The sequence below is a fragment of the Virgibacillus salexigens genome (assembly GCF_000723585.1).
Taxonomy (GTDB): Bacteria; Bacillota; Bacilli; order Bacillales; family Amphibacillaceae; genus Virgibacillus; species Virgibacillus salexigens.
Genome location: NZ_CCDP010000001.1, coordinates 1,085,842 through 1,109,044, shown reverse-complemented (window position 1 = coordinate 1,109,044; position 23,203 = coordinate 1,085,842). Strand labels below are relative to the sequence as shown.

19 protein-coding genes are annotated in these 23,203 nt (G+C 38.0%); 7 read left to right on the top strand and 12 right to left on the bottom strand.

Features of this window, described 5'->3' with window-relative positions; genetic code table 11:
* The first annotated feature begins 149 nt into the window (after positions 1–149).
* Positions 150–1,565, top strand: a complete 1,416-nt coding sequence (locus BN990_RS04975; RefSeq protein WP_021289345.1) for a Na+/H+ antiporter NhaC family protein — start codon at positions 150–152, stop codon at positions 1,563–1,565.
* 130 nt (positions 1,566–1,695) lie between these two features.
* Here the strand turns inward: BN990_RS04975 and BN990_RS04970 are convergent, their stop codons facing one another.
* The 4 genes from BN990_RS04970 to BN990_RS04955 all read right to left on the bottom strand — a co-directional run bounded on the left by BN990_RS04970 (position 1,696) and on the right by BN990_RS04955 (position 7,175).
* The gene (locus tag BN990_RS04970; RefSeq protein ID WP_038242774.1) at positions 1,696–3,354 is read right to left on the bottom strand and encodes a glycoside hydrolase family 13 protein; all 1,659 of its coding nucleotides are present in this window, start codon (positions 3,352–3,354) and stop codon (positions 1,696–1,698) included.
* Between the two features lie 16 nt (positions 3,355–3,370).
* Positions 3,371–4,180 carry an endonuclease/exonuclease/phosphatase family protein gene (locus BN990_RS04965; protein ID WP_038242772.1) on the bottom strand — a complete coding sequence of 270 codons (810 nt, stop codon included), beginning with the start codon at positions 4,178–4,180 and terminating at the stop codon, positions 3,371–3,373.
* Positions 4,181–5,845, bottom strand: coding sequence for a PTS transporter subunit IIBC (locus tag BN990_RS04960; protein WP_038242770.1), 1,665 nt, complete (start codon positions 5,843–5,845; stop codon positions 4,181–4,183).
* A 487-nt stretch (positions 5,846–6,332) separates the two neighbouring features.
* Positions 6,333–7,175 (bottom strand): isocitrate lyase/PEP mutase family protein, encoded by an 843-nt coding sequence (locus BN990_RS04955; RefSeq protein WP_038242768.1) that lies wholly within the window; start codon positions 7,173–7,175, stop codon positions 6,333–6,335.
* Between the two features lie 115 nt (positions 7,176–7,290).
* Between BN990_RS04955 and BN990_RS04950 the strand changes: the two genes are divergently transcribed.
* Positions 7,291–7,977, top strand: a complete 687-nt coding sequence (locus tag BN990_RS04950) for an ArsR/SmtB family transcription factor (RefSeq protein ID WP_021289350.1) — start codon at positions 7,291–7,293, stop codon at positions 7,975–7,977.
* A 174-nt stretch (positions 7,978–8,151) separates the two neighbouring features.
* On the opposite strand, the gene BN990_RS04945 is transcribed toward BN990_RS04950, so the two are convergent.
* Both BN990_RS04945 and BN990_RS04940 read right to left on the bottom strand, forming a co-directional pair.
* Positions 8,152–9,546, bottom strand: coding sequence for a M14 family zinc carboxypeptidase (locus BN990_RS04945; RefSeq protein ID WP_038242758.1), 1,395 nt, complete (start codon positions 9,544–9,546; stop codon positions 8,152–8,154).
* A 470-nt stretch (positions 9,547–10,016) separates the two neighbouring features.
* Complete coding sequence (locus tag BN990_RS04940) at positions 10,017–10,934, bottom strand: hydroxymethylglutaryl-CoA lyase (RefSeq protein ID WP_038242756.1); 918 nt, start codon at positions 10,932–10,934, stop codon at positions 10,017–10,019.
* 340 nt (positions 10,935–11,274) lie between these two features.
* On the opposite strand from BN990_RS04940, the gene BN990_RS04935 reads away from it, so the two are divergent.
* The 5 genes from BN990_RS04935 to BN990_RS04915 all read left to right on the top strand — a co-directional run bounded on the left by BN990_RS04935 (position 11,275) and on the right by BN990_RS04915 (position 14,786).
* Complete coding sequence (locus BN990_RS04935; RefSeq protein WP_021289353.1) at positions 11,275–11,616, top strand: carboxymuconolactone decarboxylase family protein; 342 nt, start codon at positions 11,275–11,277, stop codon at positions 11,614–11,616.
* Positions 11,617–11,899: 283 nt separating this feature from the next.
* On the top strand, positions 11,900–12,421 hold the full coding sequence (locus tag BN990_RS04930; protein WP_021289354.1) for a MerR family transcriptional regulator: 522 nt from the start codon (positions 11,900–11,902) through the stop codon (positions 12,419–12,421).
* A gap of 28 nt (positions 12,422–12,449) precedes the next feature.
* A complete protein-coding gene (locus BN990_RS04925) occupies positions 12,450–12,668 on the top strand; it encodes a DUF2187 family protein (RefSeq protein ID WP_021289355.1) in 219 nt (72 codons plus the stop codon).
* 247 nt (positions 12,669–12,915) lie between these two features.
* Positions 12,916–13,701, top strand: coding sequence for an enoyl-CoA hydratase-related protein (locus tag BN990_RS04920; RefSeq protein WP_038242754.1), 786 nt, complete (start codon positions 12,916–12,918; stop codon positions 13,699–13,701).
* Between the two features lie 38 nt (positions 13,702–13,739).
* Positions 13,740–14,786 (top strand): enoyl-CoA hydratase/isomerase family protein, encoded by a 1,047-nt coding sequence (locus BN990_RS04915; RefSeq protein WP_021289357.1) that lies wholly within the window; start codon positions 13,740–13,742, stop codon positions 14,784–14,786.
* Between the two features lie 302 nt (positions 14,787–15,088).
* Here the strand turns inward: BN990_RS04915 and BN990_RS04910 are convergent, their stop codons facing one another.
* From BN990_RS04910 to BN990_RS04885, 6 genes are all read right to left on the bottom strand, one after another.
* Positions 15,089–16,450, bottom strand: coding sequence for an alkaline phosphatase (locus BN990_RS04910; RefSeq protein WP_038242752.1), 1,362 nt, complete (start codon positions 16,448–16,450; stop codon positions 15,089–15,091).
* A 244-nt stretch (positions 16,451–16,694) separates the two neighbouring features.
* Positions 16,695–17,060 (bottom strand): YidH family protein, encoded by a 366-nt coding sequence (locus BN990_RS04905; RefSeq protein WP_021289359.1) that lies wholly within the window; start codon positions 17,058–17,060, stop codon positions 16,695–16,697.
* Entirely contained in the window at positions 17,057–18,709 is a 1,653-nt protein-coding gene (locus BN990_RS04900) for an alkyl sulfatase dimerization domain-containing protein (protein WP_051739025.1), read from the bottom strand. The genes BN990_RS04905 and BN990_RS04900 overlap by 4 nt, the downstream gene beginning before the upstream one ends.
* Before the next feature lie 44 nt (positions 18,710–18,753).
* Entirely contained in the window at positions 18,754–20,151 is a 1,398-nt protein-coding gene (locus tag BN990_RS04895; protein WP_038242750.1) for an MFS transporter, read from the bottom strand.
* A gap of 50 nt (positions 20,152–20,201) precedes the next feature.
* Positions 20,202–21,764, bottom strand: a complete 1,563-nt coding sequence (locus tag BN990_RS04890; RefSeq protein ID WP_232620934.1) for a class I adenylate-forming enzyme family protein — start codon at positions 21,762–21,764, stop codon at positions 20,202–20,204.
* A 135-nt stretch (positions 21,765–21,899) separates the two neighbouring features.
* Positions 21,900–23,066 (bottom strand): acyl-CoA dehydrogenase family protein, encoded by a 1,167-nt coding sequence (locus BN990_RS04885; RefSeq protein ID WP_158295217.1) that lies wholly within the window; start codon positions 23,064–23,066, stop codon positions 21,900–21,902.
* Between the last annotated feature and the right edge of the window lie 137 nt (positions 23,067–23,203).

Genomic DNA, 23,203 nt, shown 5'->3' with positions numbered 1-23,203 from the left:
TTTTTCTTTGTTAAGCGTAACATCTCTTATTAGTTAAGGATATACCTTCTTCCATTCACGCATGAAAAAGGATGATTTAACACATGGTAACAAGAGAGATCATTCATTATTATGAAATTCCATTATAAGGCGATAAGGGAGGTTATCTGATGGAACAATCATGGCTTTCATTAATTCCATTTATTATTGTTATTGGACTTTCGATCTGGCAAAAACGAATTCTTCCTGGTTTAGTACTTAGTCTGGTTGTAGGAGCTTTTCTATTAGAATTCAGTATTTTGGACGGGACAAAGGAGACGGTCAGCTATATCGTAACTACCTTGGCTGATCCAGGAAATATTAATATTATCGCTTTTTTATATCTATTTGGCGGATTAATCGGCATGATGCAAATCTCTGGTGGTGTGAAGGGATTTTCGGAGTGGGTTGGTAACAAAATTGACTCTGAACGCGGGCTTCTAGCGGTCATTTGGTTAACTCTCCCCTTTACCTTTATGATGCCAATGTTTCGAATTATGATGATTGGTCCTGTGATTAAATCCTTATTGAAAAAAGTCAATATATCAAATTGGAAAGTTGGTTTTACCATGGACGTATCAACCAGCTCTGTTATTGTATTGTTACCTGTAGCAACAGCATTTGTTGGGTTTATGGTTTCACTGATTGAGGGCGGTATTCAAAAACATAATTTGAATGCAGATGCTTATCAAGTTTTCCTATATAGTATCCCTTTCAACTTTTTTGCCATCGTCATGCTAATTATTGGATTGATTTGGACCTTCTGGTCAAAGCCAAAAAAGAAACAGACAAATAATGGTCCGCAAGACGGGGAAGAAGGGAAACATCATCGTGCTAGCATAAAAAAAGAATTAGAAATGGTAAAGGCACAACCTTGGAATTTAATTGTCCCATTGTTTTTACTACTTGGACTTACCTTATTTCTATTGTGGCAGGATGGGGTGGAAAAAGGAGCTACTAGCTTGTTCAATGCCTTTGCTGAAGCTGATGCTACTTTCGTCATCCTGCTTGCTGTTTTTATTACGTTAATCATCACATTTATTTTCTACATGATTCGTGACCAAAAATTAGGGGAAACGATTTATCATTTTTATGATGGGGGAAATCAATTAATGGAAGCGATCATCCTTCTCGTTTTAGTATGGTCTCTTTCGCTTGTTACGGAGGACCTTGGTTTCTCTCAATTTATTGAAGCAACACTAGGTTCTTTTCTCCCAGCCTTTACAATCCCTGCTATTGTTTTTATCGTCGGATCGATCGTTAGTTATTTTCTCGGATCATCTTTTGGAACGTGGGGGATATTTATGCCACTTGGTGTTGCTCTAGCAGCTTCCACTGGAGCTTCACTGCCAATGACAGTTGGTGCCGTCTTTGCAAGTGGATCATTTGGTGCCATGACCTCTCCACTTGGCGATACAACCATTACGACGGCGTCTATTTTAGAAGTTCCATTAATTGATTATGCACGGTATAAATTAAAGATTGTTTCCATTGGGCTTGGAATTGCAGCTGTCTTATACCTAATAGCGGGATTTTTTATCGGTTAAGATAAAGATGTTTTCCGTTTATAGAATATATTCTTTACCTTATCTGATTATAAGGAGGTTCTTTGAAAATTCTAAGTAAACAGGCTGTCGAGACTTTTTTCCGACAGCCTAGAAAGAATTTTCGCCTTTTTTAAATTAGTTGATAAACCCTAGCTTCATAAGGCCTTAATACCAATTGCTCCAATTGTTCTTCTTTATCTACATCGTAATTACTTAGTAACAACTTCGCTGATGATTGATCTGTAATGCTGACCAATACTTCCTCCTCAAATAAATTCACCATAATGAACATTTGTTGATTTCCATCGGTTCTTGTATACGCGTATACCTTATCATGATCGGCTAAAGAAAGATCATATTTTCCATAAATAAAGACTGGATGTTGTTTTCTTAATTGAATGAGCTGTTTATAGTAATGATAAATGGATGTTGGATCCTTTATCTGTGCAGCAACATTGATATTTCTATAATTTGGATTGATCTTCATCCAAGGGGTACCCGTAGTAAATCCTGCTTTTTCTTGGCTACTCCACTGCATTGGTGTTCTTGAATTATCTCGCCCATTTTTCCAAATAATCTCCATCACATCTTGATGATTTTTCCCATTCGCCATCTCTTCTGCGTATAAATTTTTCATGGAAATATCATTATAATCATCAATGGACGCAAATTGGACATTTGTCATTCCAATTTCCTGTCCTTGATAAATAAATGGTGTTCCTTGCATGAGAAAGTAAAGAGTAGCCAACCCTTTTGCTGATTCCTTCCAATATCGATCATCATTTCCCCAGCTTGAAACCGAGCGTGGTTGATCGTGATTTTCCAGAAAAAGAGCATTCCACCCGTCGCTTTCAAGCCCTTTCTGCCATTTAGATAATGTCTCTTTTAATGCGTGAATATCTAATCCACCAGACGCACTTTTCCCCCATAAATCCAAGTGCTCGAATTGAAATACCATATTGAATTTCCCTTTATGTTCACCAACCCAAAGATCTGCATCATCTACTGTCACCCCATTTGCCTCACCAACAGTCATGATATCATAATGATCAAATGTCTCCTGCTTTAATTCCGCTAAAAAGTCATGAATACCTTTCTGATTCATGTGACCATCAAAAGAAGGTACATATTTCTTATTCTCCGGATTTGGCATATCCGGAAAACCTGGAGCCTTTTTAATATGCGAAATGGCATCTACTCGAAAACCGTCAATTCCTTTATCTAACCACCAGTTCACCATCTCATATAAAGATTGGCGGACTTTCGGGTTTTCCCAATTCAAATCAGGTTGTTTACGAGAAAAAACATGCATATAATAGGCATTGGTTGGTTCATCATATTCCCAGGCCGATCCCCCAAAAATGGATTCCCAATTATTGGGCTCTCGATTGCCTTTTGCTTCATGCCATATATAATAATCACGATAGGGATTATTTCTTGAGGACCTTGACTCCATAAACCAAGGATGCTCATCCGACGTGTGGTTAATGACTAAATCCATAATTAATTTCATATCTCGCTGATGTACTTCTTCCAATAATTGATTAAAATCTGTCATGGTGCCAAATTCAGACATAATGGCTTGGTAATCACTAATATCATACCCATTATCATCATTTGGGGATTGATAGACAGGACTTAGCCAGATTACATCAATGCCTAAATCTTTAAGGTAATCTAACTTATCAATGACTCCTTGAATATCACCAATTCCATCTCCATTTGAATCCATAAAGCTGCGAGGATAGACCTGATAGGCTACCGCTTCTTTCCACCATAGTTTTTTCATCGTCCCTCTCCTTCATTTAACTAGTTCCATTCATCGTTCCATTTTCTATCGTCACTTCCACACCGAAATGATCGGAAATCACTGGTTTATTGATACCATCAAATATCACACGCGACAATCGTACCTTGTCCTTTGTCGACGTAAAAATAAAATCAATTCGTTTATTTTCGTTATTCTTTTCCCAACCTGCAATTTCACCAGCTACAGTAATTCCACTATCCTTTTCTCCTGCCAGTTGGAAGGTGTCATTATAACCTAAATGTTGCACATAGGCATACCCTTCCGCTTCTATATTAGACGCATTATTAAAATCGCCCATTAGATAATGTGGAATCTGTTTATTTACATTTGTAACGAGTTGATCCATCTGGCAACGAAACGGCTCTTCTTTGTCCTGCCACCATCCCATATGACAAGAATAAAATGCATATGGTATCCCATGATGATCAATGGTCAATCCTACCACCTTACGTGTTTTCCAAAATTCTGGATCATCACTTTGACTTACCAAGAACTCTGTTTGGTCAAGAATTGGACACTTTGTCAATAAAGCAACCCCTTCTTCATATTGATCATAAGCAGTATGTGAGAACGCCCATGTATATTTATAAGTTGATCCCAAATCATTTAGCTTTTGTACAAGTAATAATCCAAAATTATCCTTTTTCAAACGATCTGTTACTTGTTCCGATACAATAGATTGACTTACTTCTTGTAAAGCAACAACATCATAAGCAGCCTCATGAATTGATGCAGCAAGGATGTCCAGCTTCTTCCATTGATCTTCCTCTTGCCAAGAATGGCAGTTTAGTGTCAATAATTTCATCTACTCCTCCTCCAGGTAATCGATTACCTTTGATTTAAGCACATCTGCTTTTGGTCCGTAGATTGCCTGAACGCCAGTATCTTTTTTAACAAGCCCCATTGCACCTGTCTTTTTCCAATCCGTTTCAGAGGCAACTTGATCTACATCTTTTACAGAGACTCTAAGACGTGTCATACATGCATCTACTTCCAAGATATTCGCTTCACCACCAAGTAAGCGGACAACTTCTTTCACTTCTGTATCTTTCGTATCTTTTGCTCTTGCTGTTTGCGTAGAGCTGTTGTTTTCCTCTTCTGTTTCATCGTCTTCTGAGTAATTACCGGCACGACCTGGTGTTGGTGAGTTTAATTTCCTGATTAAGAAGTGAAAAAGGAAATAACTAATTGCAAAGAAAACAAGACAAGTAATTACAAAGTTAATAATATCACCGATGAGCCCTGCATTGATTGCCATTGGTAATCGAGTAGTCAATTCGATTAACCCAAAGGAGTGTAAACGCAAATCTATTAAATCTACCATTGCAAAACTTACTCCAGCTATAAGAGCATAAACAAAGTACAATACTGGTGCTGCAAACATAAACATAAACTCAATCGGTTCCGTTACCCCTGTAATGAATACGGCTAGTCCCGCAGAGAAAAACATGGACTTGTATTTTGTACGCTTATCTATATCAACATTACGATACATTGCAAGTGCCGCTCCAATTAATACTGCACTGGATAAAATCATCTGTCCCATTTTAAACCTAGCTGGTGTTACTTCTTGTAGCAACGTATGATAGGCTTGCATATCACCAGCTGCTTGCAAATTGACTAGATCAGAAACCCAAGCCAACCAAAGTGGGTCTTGACCTGCTACCACTTCACCAACCGATGCTCCGGTCATTATCGTATAGGTTCCGCCAAGCTCCGTATAGTTGATTGGAACCGTTAGCATATGATGTAAACCGAATGGTAACAACAATCGCTCTAACATCCCAAAGACAAATGGCGCTAGAAATGGTGCAGAGTCTTTAGACGATGCTAACCAAATACCAAAATCATTAATCAGTCCCTGAATAAATGGCCATACAACAGCCATGATCACAGCAATAATTACCGACCACAGGATAACCACAAATGGTACAAAACGTTTTCCATTAAAGAATGATAGGGCTTGTGGTAGTTTGCTAAAGTTGTAGTATTTATTATAAATTGCCGCTCCAATAAAACCGGAAATAATTCCAATAAATACCCCCATATTAAGCGCAGGTGCCCCTAAAATTGAAGTGAAATAATTATCCACGACCAATTCACTTCCAAATAAAGAAGTAACTGCCGCCTCCGGATTGGTAAACATATCGTTGGTAACACCAAATATAACACCAGTAATTCGATTAATTAATATAAACGCTAGTAAAGCTGCGAATGCCCCTCCGGATCGCTCTTTTGCCCAAGAACCGCCAATGGCTACAGCAAATAAAATATGTAAGTTATTAATAATTGCCCAGCCAATATCTTCCATCACTCGTCCAATCATAAGGATAAAAGATATATCTTCCACTGACATTGCAATTACTTTCCCTAACGAGATCATAATTCCAGCTGCAGGCATTACAGCCACAACAACCAACAACGCCTTCCCTAACTTCTGCCAGAAATCAAATGAAAACATGTTTCTCATGCTGCTCCCTCCTTATTATTAATGCAAACGATTTCTCAAATGAATCGATGGTTCCTTAGTTTTTCAAAAAATTGAAAACACTTTCATTTTACTAAAAAATAAAACATATACGTTATCAAAATTCTACTTATTTAATCCTATTCTCCCAACCATATGTGCAAACGATTGCATTAATTCTATAAACATAGTATAGCAGAATCAATGGAAGGTCAAGTACTTGTTATGATTTTTTGTTTATGTTCATCAAAAAACAGACTGTAATTATTGTTCATTTAGGAGAAAATACAGTTACATGTTGAGAGTATTTTCTATGGTTTTATGCATAAAGCGTTTCTGATAGTTCGCGTACAGAGGTACTACTATAGCAGGGGACAAATAAACTACTTGAACTTCAAATAGAATATGTATCCTGAGAATAAAGTCGATTACCTCATATAAGCATAATCGACTTACCATTATAGAATGTTATAAAAGGATTTGAATCTTATTATTTCCCCCCTAAGTTAGCAATCTTGTCATAGGGCATAGCGTCATTCATCATATGATGAAAGGTTTGTTGACCCATGATCTCATCACTAATGGTTTTCAGTAAAGTTACAGTTGCTCTAAAAGGGCCAGACCCACAACTAAGCCTCTCAATGCCAATATCTGATAACTCGGTCAAAGAAGGCATTCCAGGGCTGGCCAATAGATTAATAGGTAAGGAAAGTTCTTCTCTGAGATGTTGGATAATCGTCTGGTCTGTTAATCCAGGAACGAAAATACAATCCGCTCCCGCTTCCTCAAATTCTTTAGCACGTCTAACGGTTTCTTTCAATCGCATTGTTGCATCTCCAACATGGAGCCAGTATGTATCTGTACGAGCATTTATAAATAATGAAGCATCATCAGTGGCATAGGAAAGTTCCTTGATAGCTGCAATTTTTTCTTTTTGAAAGGATAGATCATATAGTGGTTGATCTGGTTTGCCTGTACCGTCTTCAATATTTATCCCAACAACTCCAGTAGCTATAATTTTTTCTACTGTTTCTAAAACCTCCTTAATGGTTTCTCCGTATCCTGCTTCAATATCTGCGCTGACGGGGACATTCACAGAACTTGTAATCAACTGAATGACTTCAATCATTTTTTCCAGTGGAATATTTCCTCCATCCTTATACCCCAATGAAGCGGCAATACCAGCGCTTGTCGTTCCAATCGCTTCAAATCCACTTTCTTCAAACATCTTAGCACTAATGGCATCCCACGCATTTGGAAGAACAAAGCTGGATGACTGCTGATGTAGATGATGAAAGTTACTCATTTTTAAAGATCGATGGTTTTGATCCATAAAAAAACCCCTTTTCATGAATTAAATTTGAAATCACTTATAATCTATGATTATTGTAACCTATGGATAGTTCAACTATAATCGAAATATGGAATGCAGAAGGAGATGAATACAAATGAGTGTGAATCCAAATGTGGCCGAAGTTGCTTCTCTCCTTAGTGAACCTTCAAGAGCAATGATTCTAACTAGTTTAATGGATGGGCGTTTTCATACAGCAAGTGAGTTAGCCTATATGGCTGCCATTAAACCCCAGACAGCCAGTTTTCATCTCTCAAAATTAGTGAAGGGGAACCTTGTTACTGTCGAAAAGCATGGACGATATCGTTATTATCAACTGGCAAGTCGAGAGGTTGCATGTATTTTAGAATCTTTTCTTACTATTTCAAAACCACCCGAAGTGCGTTCATTAAAACAGTCTAGCCAAACAATCGCCCTTCGTAATGCCAGAACGTGCTATGATCATTTAGCAGGACGGTTAGGTGTAGCATTAACTGAATCGATGGTGAATTTGGGTTATTTGCGAAAAGGAGAAAAAGAATTTGAGGTAACCTCTAATGGAGAACGGTTTTTTCAGGATTTCGGATTGGAACTTGCGGATCTAAGAAAAGAACGTCGTTCCTTCTCCCGTGTTTGTTTGGACTGGAGTGAACGGCATCATCATCTTGCTGGTGCTTTAGGTCAGGCCATAACTTCTCATCTTTTTGAATTGAATTGGATTAGCAGAAAACCTTTAAGTCGTGCCGTTACGATTACCGATAAGGGACAGAAAGAGCTCAAAAGATACTTTAACTTAAGCATTTAAACTCCTTTTTCACAGGTTGTCTCTATATAACGAAAGAGTGCAAAAAGGATTAAGCAATGCGTAAAGCTTGATCCAACGCAACTCTACTATTTAAGAAAGACTTAAAGGTAATCCATATTATGTTTTTTTGCTTTATATGGATTACCTTATATTGCTACACCTTCTTATAAAAGCTTACCACTTCTCAATTAAATAATCAGCATCATCATGAAGTCTGTTATATGCATCTTCAGCAATCAATCCTTCTTCGTTTTGATGATCAAGTAGTAATTTAAAGTTCCTCATATGCTTAACAACCTTCTCACCTTCTTCTCTTTCCTCATAAATATTAACCATCATCAAATGGATAGATAATGAATGGGCAGCACTTTCGTTCTCGATCTTTCCTTCCTCTAAAAATCGTTCAACTAATATTTTCATATCAGATGAACGCTCCGTCCAATACTTTGGCAAACGAAGGAATTGATCACCATTTAGTTGGTCGATAGACCCATCAGCCATACGAGTAGCAATGCCCCATAATCCATTTTCCACACGATCGATTAACGCTTGATCATATCCATATTCAGGTTGTTGCCCTGGCATTTCGAAGAGAACCGTAGCGGTTCCATTAAGAGCAAATGAAGACCTAGCCTGTCCAGGCAAGTCACGTTCCTCAGGGTGCAAATAACGGGCAACTCCTGGCTCTTCCCTATCCGAAAATTCCTTTACCCCAAGAGCAGCAGCTAACGCGTATCGCTTAGACTTATCTTGATCCAATTTTGGCCAATCCGCATATTTTGTACTATCTTCCGGCCCCAGTGGTGGATAGTCTATCGCGATTGTGACATCCTCGCCGGTCTTATTCGTTTCTGGGGTTCCCATATGATGAAGATCTACAAAAGCCTCAACTTCACCGAACTCATCTTTCAAATTCAGATATACGTTTCTAAGGATGCGGGATTCATTTGTTAGGAAAAAACCAGGATCGGCCCCTGTACCAGGTAAATCCGCAACCTCTGGTTCGTAGCTCAAATTCGGGTTAAAATCCCGGTTAACGTCAAATCCGCCGTTCGTTTCACTATAGTACCAAGATGGAGTAGTACCATTAAGCTGTGGATACTTATTCATAACATCATTCCATGAGAAAATATTCTGGCGTTGAGTTATGTCAGCACCATCGACATTAAGCCTAGGCACGGCAACTATTGTAACTTCGTCACGAATTGCTTGAGCAAAGGTACTATCACTGGTTCCGAGTGTTTCAAGCATTTGTACAAGTGCTTCAGGACCACTCTTTTCGTTTCCATGTATATTACCATTTATTAATAATACTTGATCCCCTGTCCCCACTCTAGCAGCATAGATTTCTCGTCCTTGGTGTGAATGACCAATGACATCAACATCGACTCTGTTAGAACTTGCCTTCTCAATTTGATTTAGCTTTTGAATTAGTTCTTCATTGCTCATCCAATCATGGTCCACATTATCAGTATTATTATCGTTTTGCAGCGCCTGTACAGAAAGCGGATTCATTACTAGTAAGATAAAAGCAACGAATATTAATTTTGTCCAACTATTTTTTCTCATAATGCCCTCCCTAAAAATTCACTTAATCATCCCTACTGCTATTCATCTTAATAAAGTGATGAAACAATCACTTATTTTAGATGTACTTTGATGAAACACCTCCTTTAAATCTCTTTTTAGAGAAAGTCAATACATCCTTTTAAAACTCCGAGCAATCCAGTCCCTAACTTATAAACATGTATTTATTTTTAGTTTCGATAGGCGCTTTTGTATCTCCTTCTGAAAATGAATAATCAGTACTTTAGTAGGTATATCAAGTGAAGTGAATGATCTGAAGGGTATAAGTGACTTTGTAAAAACGCTGCCTGCAATCATTTAAAAACAAGAAAAGATGCCCTTAGGCACCCAACTAATTATTTGCTTTACTAAGATGGTGATCGTTATCCCAACAAAGCAGAGAAGTTAAAATATCGTAAGGCTCACATAAAGCAAACGACCTACAAAGCTCATTTACTTCGTAGGTCGTTGTTTTAGACTGTTTTTTTATAATTAGTAGATTGATAAGCAAGTGCTTTACTCGGTAGACTTTTACCTAATTTATCTTGAATATATAAAGCTGCTTGTTGAATCTTTTCTTCTTTTATGCCGGTTTCAATTCCCAATCCATGTAACAAATATAATACATCATTTGTAGCAACATTCCCAGCCGCTCCTTTTGCATAAGGGCAGCCACCTAAACCGCCAACAGAGCTGTCAAATCGCGTTATTCCATGTTGAATAGATGTCATCATATTTGCGATTGCCATTCCTCTTGTGTCATGAAAATGCATAATAATCTTTTCTTGATCGTAACGAGATAATATAGAAGCTAATAAAGCTTCTACCTGACTCGGAACGGCAGTTCCAATTGTATCGCCCAATGATATAGAATCCACACCATAATCAAATAATTGATCGCAAACGTCTATTACTTGTTCTGGAGAGATTCTTCCCTCATATGGACAATCAAAAACGGTAGATACATAACCAGTTACTGCCTTTTTAGCATCTTTTGCTTCATGGATTACTTTTTTCAACACGGGGTAGGTTTCATCAATGGATTTATTAATATTTTTTTGATTATGTGTATCACTTGCTGACATAAAAACCGAAGCTACATCAATTCCTGTTTCCAATGCATGCTCTAGCCCCTTTAAATTGGGAACAAGCGCAGAGTAGGTCACGTCTGGATTTCGCTTAATCCTTCTGCCTACTTCACGTGCATCGGCCAATGGTGGAATCCACTTTGGATGTACAAAAGATGAATATTCAATTTCCTTCACACCGGATTCAGACAGCATGTTAATCCATTTCACCTTGTCATTTGTATCAATAAATACATCTTCATTCTGTAATCCGTCCCTTGGCCCAACCTCTTTGATACCCACATGCTTTGGATACTGACACATGCTTTCCCCTCCAATTTCAGAATTGATTTTTTCGAAACTCCTCATTACGTATTATTATCAATGTATGCAAAATGACAAATACAGTTCACGATAAGAAGGCTTATGAATACGCTTACTTATAAAAATATAACCTCTTTTTGTACTATATATATTGGATCATGTTTCATTTCATTCAACTTTGTTGAATAAAGTATATTATAAACATCCAACCCAAGTCAAACGAAGGAGAACAAAACTGCCCATCTCAGAAAATGTAATAGATGAACGACAAACTTGGTTTAACAAGTTCTATTTTGCTCATACTAAGTTCTATAATTATTTGAAGAATGGAGCTGAGCAAATGGATTCTACCAAATCAAAGCTGATTGAATATAAAGAAGGGATGGGAAAATTCTCCGATAAAATGCCGGGATTTACAAAAGCCTATACATCCTTTACAGAAGCTTGTTTTCAAGAAGGGGCCTTACCTAAGAAAGCAAAGCAATTAATCGCATTAGGTATCAGTGTTCATGCGCAAGATGAATATTGTATTATCTATCATACAAAAGGCTGTTTGGATCAAGGCTGCACCGAGGAGGAAATTCTTGATGCCATATGTGTGACTGCTGCTTTTGGGGGTGGACCTGCAATGAGTCAAGGAGTTACATTAGTACAAGCATGCATTGATGAACGAAAGCAGTAGCTTGTATATACGTTTTGGATGAGCATACTTATATAGATACGTATGAAATCAGCTTGTAAAGAAAAACTTGCAGGCTGATTTTTTTCTTACAAATGAGCTTATATAACAAGTGATTGCTCCCTTTAATCGTTCTCACGAAGTATAAAAACAATCGATTTATATTTCCTCATTTATTCCACATTTATCACATATTCATTCCATCACCATTGTTTAGTATTAGTAATGTGCTTCATTATAAGCACCCAGCAAACATTTGAAAATAATAGAAAGACGGTGAAAAACAATGGAATTGCTTAGTCTAAATGGGTTGTCTCACATTGTTGGCGTTCCAAAAAATACTGCAGCAACCTGGGTTGAGGAATTTAATATGTACGTACCAAAGACACAGCAGCAAGATGTCATGTATTATCTTCCAGAAGCAATTGACGTTTTAAAATTCATCAAAAAATGTAAATACAAAAACTATAAGAAACCAGATATACTAAAGCGATTAGCTAATAGAAGCTTTCCAATACGAGTAGAAAGTACAATCGAGGATGTACAAATGACTTTTGAACAAGGAAATTACCGAGAAAATATCTTAACGGTGATGCAAACGATTGGAATGACAGTCTCTAATGTTGCTAATCAAGAAAAATCCATTCAATCACTGCAGGAAGAACAGAAAAAAAGGATGAAGATCGCAGAACAACAATCCAAAGAAATTAATGATTTACGAGAACAGATTGAGTCATTAAAACAAGCAATCACCCCGGCGAATGAGTACGAAATGAAAAAGGAATCTTTCGCAAGAATGTTCGAATAATAAATTAATTGCTAGAGGAGGAACTGTAATGTTTAAAGCAGATACTAAAAAGGCTAACCCAGGTGATATTATTGAATTCGAGAAAGAAAATTACATCTTACAAGGACAAGTACTGCCATCAAACTGTAAACGTAGTATTATTGTCGATATTTCCTCATCCAATAATTTGAGGAAAATCAGCCATGGCTTCTCAAATACAGTGGTGGCACATGAAAATTACCGAATTATCCAAAAGGTTAAAAAGTAGTAAATTCATTGTCTCCCTCTTCCCCTTCATAAGTAAGGCGGCTGCTAAAAATAGCAGCTGCTTTTCTTTATGTGTGTTGATCTTATCTTCTAAAAACCGGCATAAAAAACATAACTGTCTAATTGTTTGTACAATTGTACAGCTAAGTCACTGTTTTGCTATTATGATTTCACATATTGATTGGCATGTTATTTGCATTAAGATTATAGAATAAAGTAACAATAGAATGATTCTAGGAGGAAGAACTATGGAATGTAATCATATTCAGTTAACGTATAAGGATAAACTTGCTAAGATAGAACTAGATGCACCACCAGCAAATACATTATCAACTACGATGATTCAAGAATTACGTACTGTTTTCAAACAATTACGCGAAGCTGATCATGTCCACGCTATCATTATAACCGGTTCTGGAAAGTTCTTTGCAGCTGGTGCTGATATTAAAGAATTTGTACCAGCGATGGGCGATGCACATAAGGGAAGGAGTATATCCGAAGCAGGACAAGCATTATGTAATGAGATCGAGTCCATGAATAAACCGGTGATAGCTGCCATTAATGGCCCTGCATTAGGCGGAGGACTGGAACTGGCAATGGCCTGCCATTTTCGAATTGCTGCTCATGATGCGAAGCTTGGGCTACCAGAGTTAAATTTAGGATTAATCCCCTCTTTTGGTGGAACACAGCGTCTGGCAAGAATTACCGGTATAGCTACTGCTACCGAGTTAATTTTATCTAGTAAACATATCAATGGCGAACAGGCTTTTGCATATGGAATTGTTCAACTATCTGTTCCCCAAGAAGAACTATTACCCACAACCTTAGCGACGGCTAATGGTTTTATTAATGGACATAGTATAACAAGTGTAATCAAAGCCATGGAGAGCATTGTCTATGGATACCATGAATCCTTCGCAGATGGATTAAAAAGGGAAAGAGAAAACTTTGCAGCATTATTTCAAACAGAAGATGCCAAAGAGGGCGTAAACTCGTTTGTTGAAAAAAGAAAACCAAGCTTCAAACATAAATAAATTCCCACTATAAGTATAAGTAAAGGAGACGTGTAAACATGGAGGAAGTTTTATTCTCAACACAGGATAATGGAGTTGCAGTAATCACCTTAAATCGACCAAAAGCGATTAATTCATTAAACTATGAGATGCTCGTACCAATTCGCGAGAAATTACTAGAATGGGAACAAGATGATCGTATTTGTCTTGTTATTCTGAAAGGTGCAGGTGCCAAAGGTTTTTGTGCTGGCGGAGATATTAAGACACTGTATCAGGCAAAAGATAACAAGGATGGATATGATAAGGCAATTACCTTCTTTACCGAAGAGTATTTAACCGATCAATTAGTTACTAGCTTTTCTAAACCGATTCTAGCAATCTTAGATGGTGTTGTTATGGGCGGAGGAATTGGATTATCCTACGGCGCCAGCCACCGAATTGTTACGGAACGAAGCAAATGGGCCATGCCTGAAATGAATATTGGGTTTTTTCCTGACGTTGGAGCAGCTTACTTTCTAAACAAAGCGCCTGGCTATGCTGGTAGATACCTAGCACTTACAGCTAATGTGATTACTGCTACAGATGTTCTCTATGTAAATGGAGCGGATACAGCTGTATCCAGTAATCAGCTAGAAGCATTAGAAAAGCAAGTAATGGAAACCAATTGGCATATTGAACAAGATCGAGCAGCAAAACTTGATTTGCTTCTTGATACATGTCATCCAACTTCAATACCTGATGGTGAAATCGAAGCCTTACAATCGAAAATCGACCAACATTTCTCTTATGGAACAGTTGAACAAATCATTGATTCTCTTAAATCCGATAATAGTGAATTTGCTAGCAAAACGAAAGAAACCTTGTTATCTAAATCCCCGATTTCTCTTAAAGTTACATTAGATCAACTAATCAAAGGAGAAAATAAAACATTAGAGGAATGTCTAGAAACAGACTTGGTTCTAGCTAGAAACTTTTTAAAGTCGCATGATTTTTATGAGGGCGTTCGGTCTGTCGTTATAGATAAAGATCGGAATCCGAAATATAATTACCAGCAATTATCGGATGTGTCCCCATCCGTAGTGAACTCTTTTTTTAACGTTAATTAAACAGACTTGTTCTAAAAACGAGTTGAAGCGGCACTATAAAAAACCCCAAGAGTTAGTTGTTAGACAAACTAACTTTTCTTACCTCCAGTCAAGTGTTTTACACAATTTATTTGAATTATTTACCTTGATTTATTCAGGGGGGATAAACCTCCTGAGTAAGTCAAAAGTTAGATCGGCTTTTCTTCACTCCTACTATAAAAAAATAGTAGCACAAAACCATGGCCTTGGTTTTGTACTACTAATCTTAGTATGTTTGGGGTGCAATATCATAAGGCTTTAGTGATCTATATGAAATTTAAAATTTATTGATCCAATTTTAATTTCAATGCCTCTGCAATTTTATTCGGTAAATCCGTATTATCATAAAATCCAACAAACTCATCTGCCTTCGGACCGTATGCAAATACAGGTACCTGAACACCAGTATGATTACTGCTTGTCCAGCCAACATTGGCACGATCACTAATCACTTTATTAATGGCAACTGCTGGATCTTCTGCCTTTTTAATTTGTTCAATTTCTGTTTCATTTAGGCCAAAATCCGTATATTGCTTAATAACTTCTGCAATATTGGAACGCTCTTCATTTAATTCCGCTGCCATTTGTGCTCCTGTTGCTTTTACATCCCTTAGCAATTCTGGATTTGCAGAAGCGGAGCCATTCGCGCCTACCGTCATACCTCCTGTTTCATGATCACTACCAATAACAACAAGCGTTTCTCCATCTTTTTTAGCAAATTCGATTGCCTCTTTTACTGCCTCTTCAAACGCTTCTACCTCATTCATTGCCCAGGCTGCATCATTGTCATGTCCGGCCCAATCAATTTGACTTCCTTCAACCATAAGGAAGAACCCGTCTCTTTCTTGATTAAGAATATCAATTCCGGCCTCTGTCATTTCAGCAAGGCTTGGTTGTTCCTCCTTGTCACGAATCATTTCATCCGAGAGTGGACCATCCGCAAATAACCCAAGTAGTTTATCATTATCTTTTAAAGAAATTTCATTTTTCTTCTGCAATTCTTCTCGATCTTCAATTACTTCATATCCTTGCTCTTCCGCTTCTTTCAGCAAATTTCCTTCCTCTTGCTCCCCACCTTCCGACTCAGGTAAGAAGTTGCTTTTCCCACCGCCAAGCAAAACATCAACTTCATTAGCAATCATTTGTCTAGCAATCTCTGTTTCATTATTTCGATCTTCAACATGAGAAGCAAACGCTGCTGGCGTTGCATGTGTAATCGTTGATGTAGCTATTAATCCTGTTGCCATATCTTTATCCTTTGAAGCTTCAAGAACAGTTTCCAATTCATCCCCGTCTGGATCGACACTTAGCATTCCGTTATTCGTCTTCACCCCTGTTGCCATTGCCGTTCCAGCCGCAGCAGAATCTGTAATATTGGAGTTAGCAGAATGTGTCGTATACATCCCTTTTAAGTGGTCATCCCAAACTGCCTCTTCCCCTTTAAAGATTCGATAATTCGTAGCATAATCGGCATTAAAACCGTCTGGGATCATATAAATAACATTCTCCACTTTTCCTTTTTCCACCCAATCAGGCTTCCCAGGCTTCACCCATTCTGGTTTACTTGCTTCTGCAACTTGTACAGATCCCATACTAGAAGCAACTAGACCAAGACTTACTGCAACCACACCTATTTTCTTTAACACATTATCTCTCCTCTCCAAACTCAATTAATTCTAGTATATCTACAAACTATTAATAGAGTTTTAATACATCGTAAATAGAATATTAATTTCAAACTGAATGCTATTCTCTATAAGACATCTCCCCATTTGTTGTCATTTCTCCGATTATTATTTGCAATAATGAAAAGACCGTACCCGTTCCCTTGGTACGATCTAAACTGTCTTCCACTCTCATATTTGAACATATATCGATAATATGGAACACTTATTTCATGTGGTAGCATGCACTGATTAACAGAGCAAACAATATAATCACAAATAAAAGAAATGAGAAATAAATAATACTGGTATGCGATGAATAAAAGGTTTGTTGATCGATTTGTTTTTTCTTATTAAGGTAACTGAATGTAGCGATGATAATTGTTAACGTTCCTACCATTCCTATTCCTAATATGGTAACGATTAGAGTAATTCCCTTAATACCAAGATGCGCAATTAATAACCCTATACCTATAACAGCCACAACTGTACGAATCCAGGCAAGATAAGTTCGTTCGTTTGCTAGATGCTGCTGTGCATATTTTAGTTGGTTTTTATGTTTATCTTTTTCTATAGGATTAATTTGTTTCATTCTGAATCACTTTTGAATAGATTAACAAAATAGCGTAGTAAATCGACTTCCCCCACTAGTTGGACCTTACCCGAATGCAGTGCTTCTCGAATGTCGTATGCTCCAATAATGACTTCTTTCCATACCACACCTGTCGTTTCAATCCAAAGATCAGGATACTGAATATATCCCCTCCGTACCTCTGCTACTCCCCGTCGCACTTGGATTTGATAGGCTGCATCGTTATCTGTGATTTGAACGGATGCGGTAATGACATCATTCTTACTCTTGTCTGGGTTAAGGCGAATCGCCATATTGGAAAAAAATTGATCAACTGACATAGACTTGGCGTATGAAAGTTGTTTGTCCACAGATCTTGGCCGGTAATGAATTTCCCCTTTTAACTCAAGCGACTGCGTAAGATAATAAGCACGGTTGTTTGAATTCTGAGAAGCGCAGCCCAATTTAAATAATGCCTCAGCCTTCAAGGATGTAACTTCATCATTATCCGGTGTGATCGTCAGCAACATATCTGAAATTTCCGCGGTCCACTGATATTCTTTGTTGTCCAATGCAGTTCTAATCTCTTTCAGCATCTTTTGATAACCACCTGCTAAATCCACTATTTTTTGGGCACGAATCGCTTTAGAAAGGGGGATTAAATTAGTTGCGTTCCCGTCAAACCAGCCTAAATAACCATCATAGATAGCTCTTATAGACTGTGAAAGCTCTCCATACAGCTCACGTAATTCTTTATATGTTTGGAGATGTGGCGGAAGATAGATGCCTTCGACCAGCTCATCTGGGGTCTTCCCTTGATTCATTCCTCTAACAACAGAATCATGAACATATTGAATTGCATCACGGTATACCGTAAGAAGCTCATGGATTCTTTCTGATCCGTAAATCGGTTCTGCATGGCTAGGAACTAAATACTCAGCACCAAGATCTCTCATTTTATCTAGTGATTCAACCCATTTGTAAACTGGCCGTGGGGTTGTTCCACGAATGGTATACAGATTAGGGAAACAAGGATAATAGTTATCAGCACTAAGTAACACTTTTTTTTCGGGTATCCATATAAATATTTGGTCATCGGTCTCACCTGGAGCAGAAACCAATTTTAATCGAAGTCCTCCAATACGTAATTCCAACAAATCTTCAAACTCTTGAGTAGGCATAACCAATTGAGGATTATATCCATCGACATGAAGAAACGGTCCAAGCCCCATCGCAGGAAGGTATTCACGTGGAATTTTCACTCCAAACTGTCTAGCTCCACGGACGGTTAAGATAGGATCCAATTGATTAAATTGTTGATTAAATAAATCTTTCGTCTTTGCATTCGCGTACACTTCCGTTCCCTCATCCATAAAAACAGAGGCACCACAAACATGGTCCGTATGCCCGTGGGTGTATATCACGGCTACAGTTGAAAGCGGTGAAATTTTATCAAATTCTCCCTTGATTTCCTGGGCAGCACGAATACTTTCCGTTGTATCAACAATGATGTTCCCCACGTCTGTTATCAACAAAATAGAATTTGCCAAACCGTAGCCAATGGCAGAATACACACCCTCTGTTACTTTTTCTATCCTTTTTGTGAAACGCTCGGCATGTTCCGCTAAATAAGAATGTTTGTCATAAAATAGTGCATTATTCTTATCCATATCAACCCTCCATCTAAATAGTATGAATATTAATCGTGTAATTTCTAGTCATTGTTTCTGACACTTGCATTGTCAAGATCTGCTCTAATACGATATAAATCGCTTTTTGTTAGATGAAATGGGAGAACAAATATAATACTAATGATTAGCAGGGCTGCTGGAATAATTGACAACAACCAAAGAATTCCATCCAACACAAATGGTGTCTGCGCTTGATTCGGTATATAGCCAATAAACATCAGCACAATTCCTATCAGCCAACCGCCAATAGCATTTCCCGACTTATGGAAAAAGGCAGACGTAGCAAAAGTCATACCTTGTGCGCGGAATCCATGTTTCCATTCTCCATAATCCACACAGTCAGCAATCATGGAGAAGACCAGAACGGTTATAACCCCCTGCCCAATACCAGCAAGAAAACGTGTTATAAATATCAACATCAAACTGCCGTAAGGAACAAAAAAGAACGTTGCATTACATACAGCTCCTAAAGACAGGCCAAAAATAAGTATTGCTTTCTTCTCCATAAACTTTGACATAAAAGGGACTAAAAAGGCTCCTACAATAGTTGCCCCCATCATATTTAACATATATAAACTTGTTAAATCCGCTCTACCAACATTATAGGTCATATAATAGATTCCTACTGGTTGTACTAACGCCTGAACGATAGATGAAACAAAGAGCATCATGATTAAGAATCTTAATTTATCGTTTTTCCCTACCACTCCCCACCGTTTTAGAATACTTCCCCTCTTCTTATTCTTGTTGACCAAGCCTTCATACCATGCATACGGTTTTGTTGTTCTAAACGTTATGAACAAAAGAATTGCACAAACGATCCCAAATAGTACCATCGTAATAAGAAACCCTATTTCCTCATTGGTAAACATACGAACCAAAGGCATGGTAAGTGTTGATGCAATTAAAGCTCCAAACAACTGAAAAATCAGTTTCACCGAAATCACTTTCGACCGTTCATCCGGATCATATGTAATGGATGCTTCCATCGACATATGAGGGACATTTACAAACGAATACATCATTCCGAATAATATATATGTTATGGCAGCGTATATTACATTTCCGCTTTCAGAGATACCTGGCGAAGTAAAACAGAGCACACCTGTTACAACAAGTGGGATAGTTCCCCAAAGGATATACGGCCGATAGCGGCCATGCTTTGTGTTTGTTCTATCAGCAATGGTTCCTACAACAGGGTCAGAAATGGCGTCCACCAATCGAGCGAATAAAAAAATAGTTCCCGCAGCAGCTGCACTGATTCCTACAACATCCGTATAAAAATACATCAGATAGGTCGTAGTTGTCATAAACAATGTATAATAAGACAACGCGCCCAATGAATAACCAAAAATATGTTTCATTGGAATTTGTTTTACATTGGTCTGTCTATTTTCTGTATCTAAAATAACATCGGCCATACAAATCCCCCTATATTTATCACTTTTTAAGCTTTTATGTCTTCCTCCTATCAATGGACCTGTCGTTCCACTTTTTCCCAAAAAGGTTCTTTTAATTTTTTCTTATCAATCTTCCCAATCATCGTTAAAGGAAGCGATGCTTTAAAATGAACTTCTTTCGGAACCATGTAACTAGAAGTTCGTTCCTTACAGAATCGAATCAATTCTTCTTTAGAACAGCTTTTGTCCTTGCGAAGAACTACAAAGACGCAAACAGCTTCTCCCCAATCGGAATGTGGCACACCGATGCATGCACTCATGTCCACAGCGGGGTGCTGATTAATAACCCTCTCTACTTCAACCGAATATACATTGAAACCACCTGAAATTATCATGTCTTTTTTTCTTTCAACGATATACAAGAATCCGCTATCATCTATTTCACCAATATCCCCCGTATAAAACCAACCGTCCCGGAAAGAATTTTCAGTAAGCTCAGGGCGTTTGTAGTAACCGCTTGAGAGATAAGGGGCCTTAACAATGATTTCTCCCCTCCGTACCGTTTGATCGCAGTTACCATGATCATCAACAAGACGAATACTAGTACCTAGACAAGGCTTTCCACAACTTTTCAGCACTTCTCTCTTATTTTTGTAAGCCCATTGATGATCACTTTTTGTTAATCGGGCAATTAGGATACTGCATTCAGTCATACCGTACTGCTGTCTTAAAATTGGTCCGAATAATGCAAAAGCTTCCTTCAAACGTTCGGGAGATATCGGAGACGAGCCGTAATTAATATTTCGCAGCGAGCTTACATCATAGTTTTTTTCCTTGGCTTCATCTATCAAGCGATAAATGATCGTTGGAACAACGAAAGTGCTTGTAATACCTTCATTTTGCACAGCATGCAAGAAAGCCCCTGGTTGAAAAGATCTTAGAATATACACGTGACTGCCGGACAATAACGATCGATTAAGCAGGACCCCCGCTGAATGTACAAGTGGTGTACAAAATAAAACCTTATCCTGATCATCGTAAGGATATTCCATACTGGCGGTTTGCAATCCAACTGCTAAATTCTTTTGCGAATGGATTACTCCCTTTGGTGTACCTGTCGTACCACCGGTATAGGAAATCAATGCCGTATCGTCAGGTTTAGCAACAGGAAATTTCACACTAGAAACGGTTTGATCCCAATTAAATATAATAAATTCCTCAGGATAGTCGATAGCAAACCCCGGGATCCCCACCACTATTCTTCCCGCTGTCCCCTTTTGGTACTCCAATACGGATTCTATATGATTACTCGTTGCAATAATCACAACATCCGGTTCGGCATCTGCTAGAATAAAATCAACCTCACTAACACCAAGTTTATTATTTAAGGGGACAAGTACAGCACCACAGCGTCCTATTGCACGGCTAAATAAAACGCTTTCAATACTGTTCGGAATTGACATAGCAATATGAGTGCCAACACCTGCACCAAGCTGCATTAAATAACCAGCAATCCGATCTACTCTATTTTGTAATTCCTTATAACTAATCGTTTCATTCTTCTCTAAATACGTAAGCGCAGGCTGATGGTCAAACCTTCTTACACCATTAAACATTAAATCTTGATAAGTCATGGTTTCCACAGAAAATCCCTCCATAAATCTAAAATCATTCTTCTTAGGAAATCTCACATTATCTATCCTTGAAGAATAATGTTGTTTGTTGCACCTATATAGCGAGGAAACATTGCCTCATTACCAAACACCCTTCTACCTTTTCAGCATTTGCTTTGCAATTGTATTTCTTTGAATTTCAGAAGTACCAGTCAAAACCCTAAACATACGCACATTTCTGTACATTTTTTCAACCGGGTGTCCCTTCATTAATCCTTTTCCTCCAAATATTTGAACCGCTTTGTCTGCAACTCGGTTGGATGTTTCAGAAGCAAAAACCTTCACCATGGATGCTTCTGCCCTCACGTTTTCACCGTTATCAATTTTTTCAATTACGTCATATAGCATGCAACGCGCAGCATAAATTTCAGTGGCCATATCAGCTAACATATGCTGAACAGCTTGAAATTCACTGATGGCATGCCCAAATTGGTTCCGTTTTTTGGCATGATCAATCGACAGATTTAAAAGCCGTTGTGCCACACCAAGATAAGTTGCCGCCCAAGAAGCCCTGTTTTCATTAATCCTGCTCATCCCCAAGCGAAGTCCCTCTCCCGGCTCACCAAGTATATTTGAAGTTGGAACTTGACAATGGTCGAAAATTAGTTCAGCGGTACTATGCTCACCAGAAATTGGCACCTGTATATTTCCTAATTTAAAACCTGGTCTGCTCTCCGTCTTTCTATCAACGATAAATGCAGTAATCCCTTCATTACCTTTCTCAGAAATATCTTTTGCCATCACTATTGCCCAATCAGCATATGGTGAGCCACTGATAAAATGTTTCTTCCCATTTAAAATATAATTGTCACCATCTCGTATTGCTGTTGTTTGTATCGCATAAGCATCTGACCCTGCTCCTGGTTCTGACAAGGCAAAACAACATCCTGCTTCTGCATTAATAACTGGCATTACATATTTCTCTTTTTGTTCTGGAGTAAATACCTTTAGCATCTTACCAATCCTTAAGGGGCCGCCAATTTCACCTAATACATGTCCCCAAAGAGCAGCACCGGATTGTGTCAATGCTTCCTTCAAAAGACAAAGTGTTTTTAAACTAATATCCTGTCCTCCCAATTCTTTCGGAAGATTAATTCCGTAAAACCCTAGATCCTTAGATCTCTTTCTGACCCAATCAATATGTTCAATCGGAATCTGTTGTTCAGAGTCAATTTCATGCTCTCTTTCGTATGGTAACAACTCATTGTAAATAAATCTGCTTAATTTCTCTCTTAGGCCGTTATTTTGTAAAGTACTTGTCACCATGCATCCCTCCCTTTAGATGAATCTCCTTACTTTTCTGTCTACCAGTTATAAATAATACGTCATATGACGTATTATTTATAACATTAATATATCTCTAATTCTGTGTCAATATTTTTTCAGAACCTTTCGAAAAG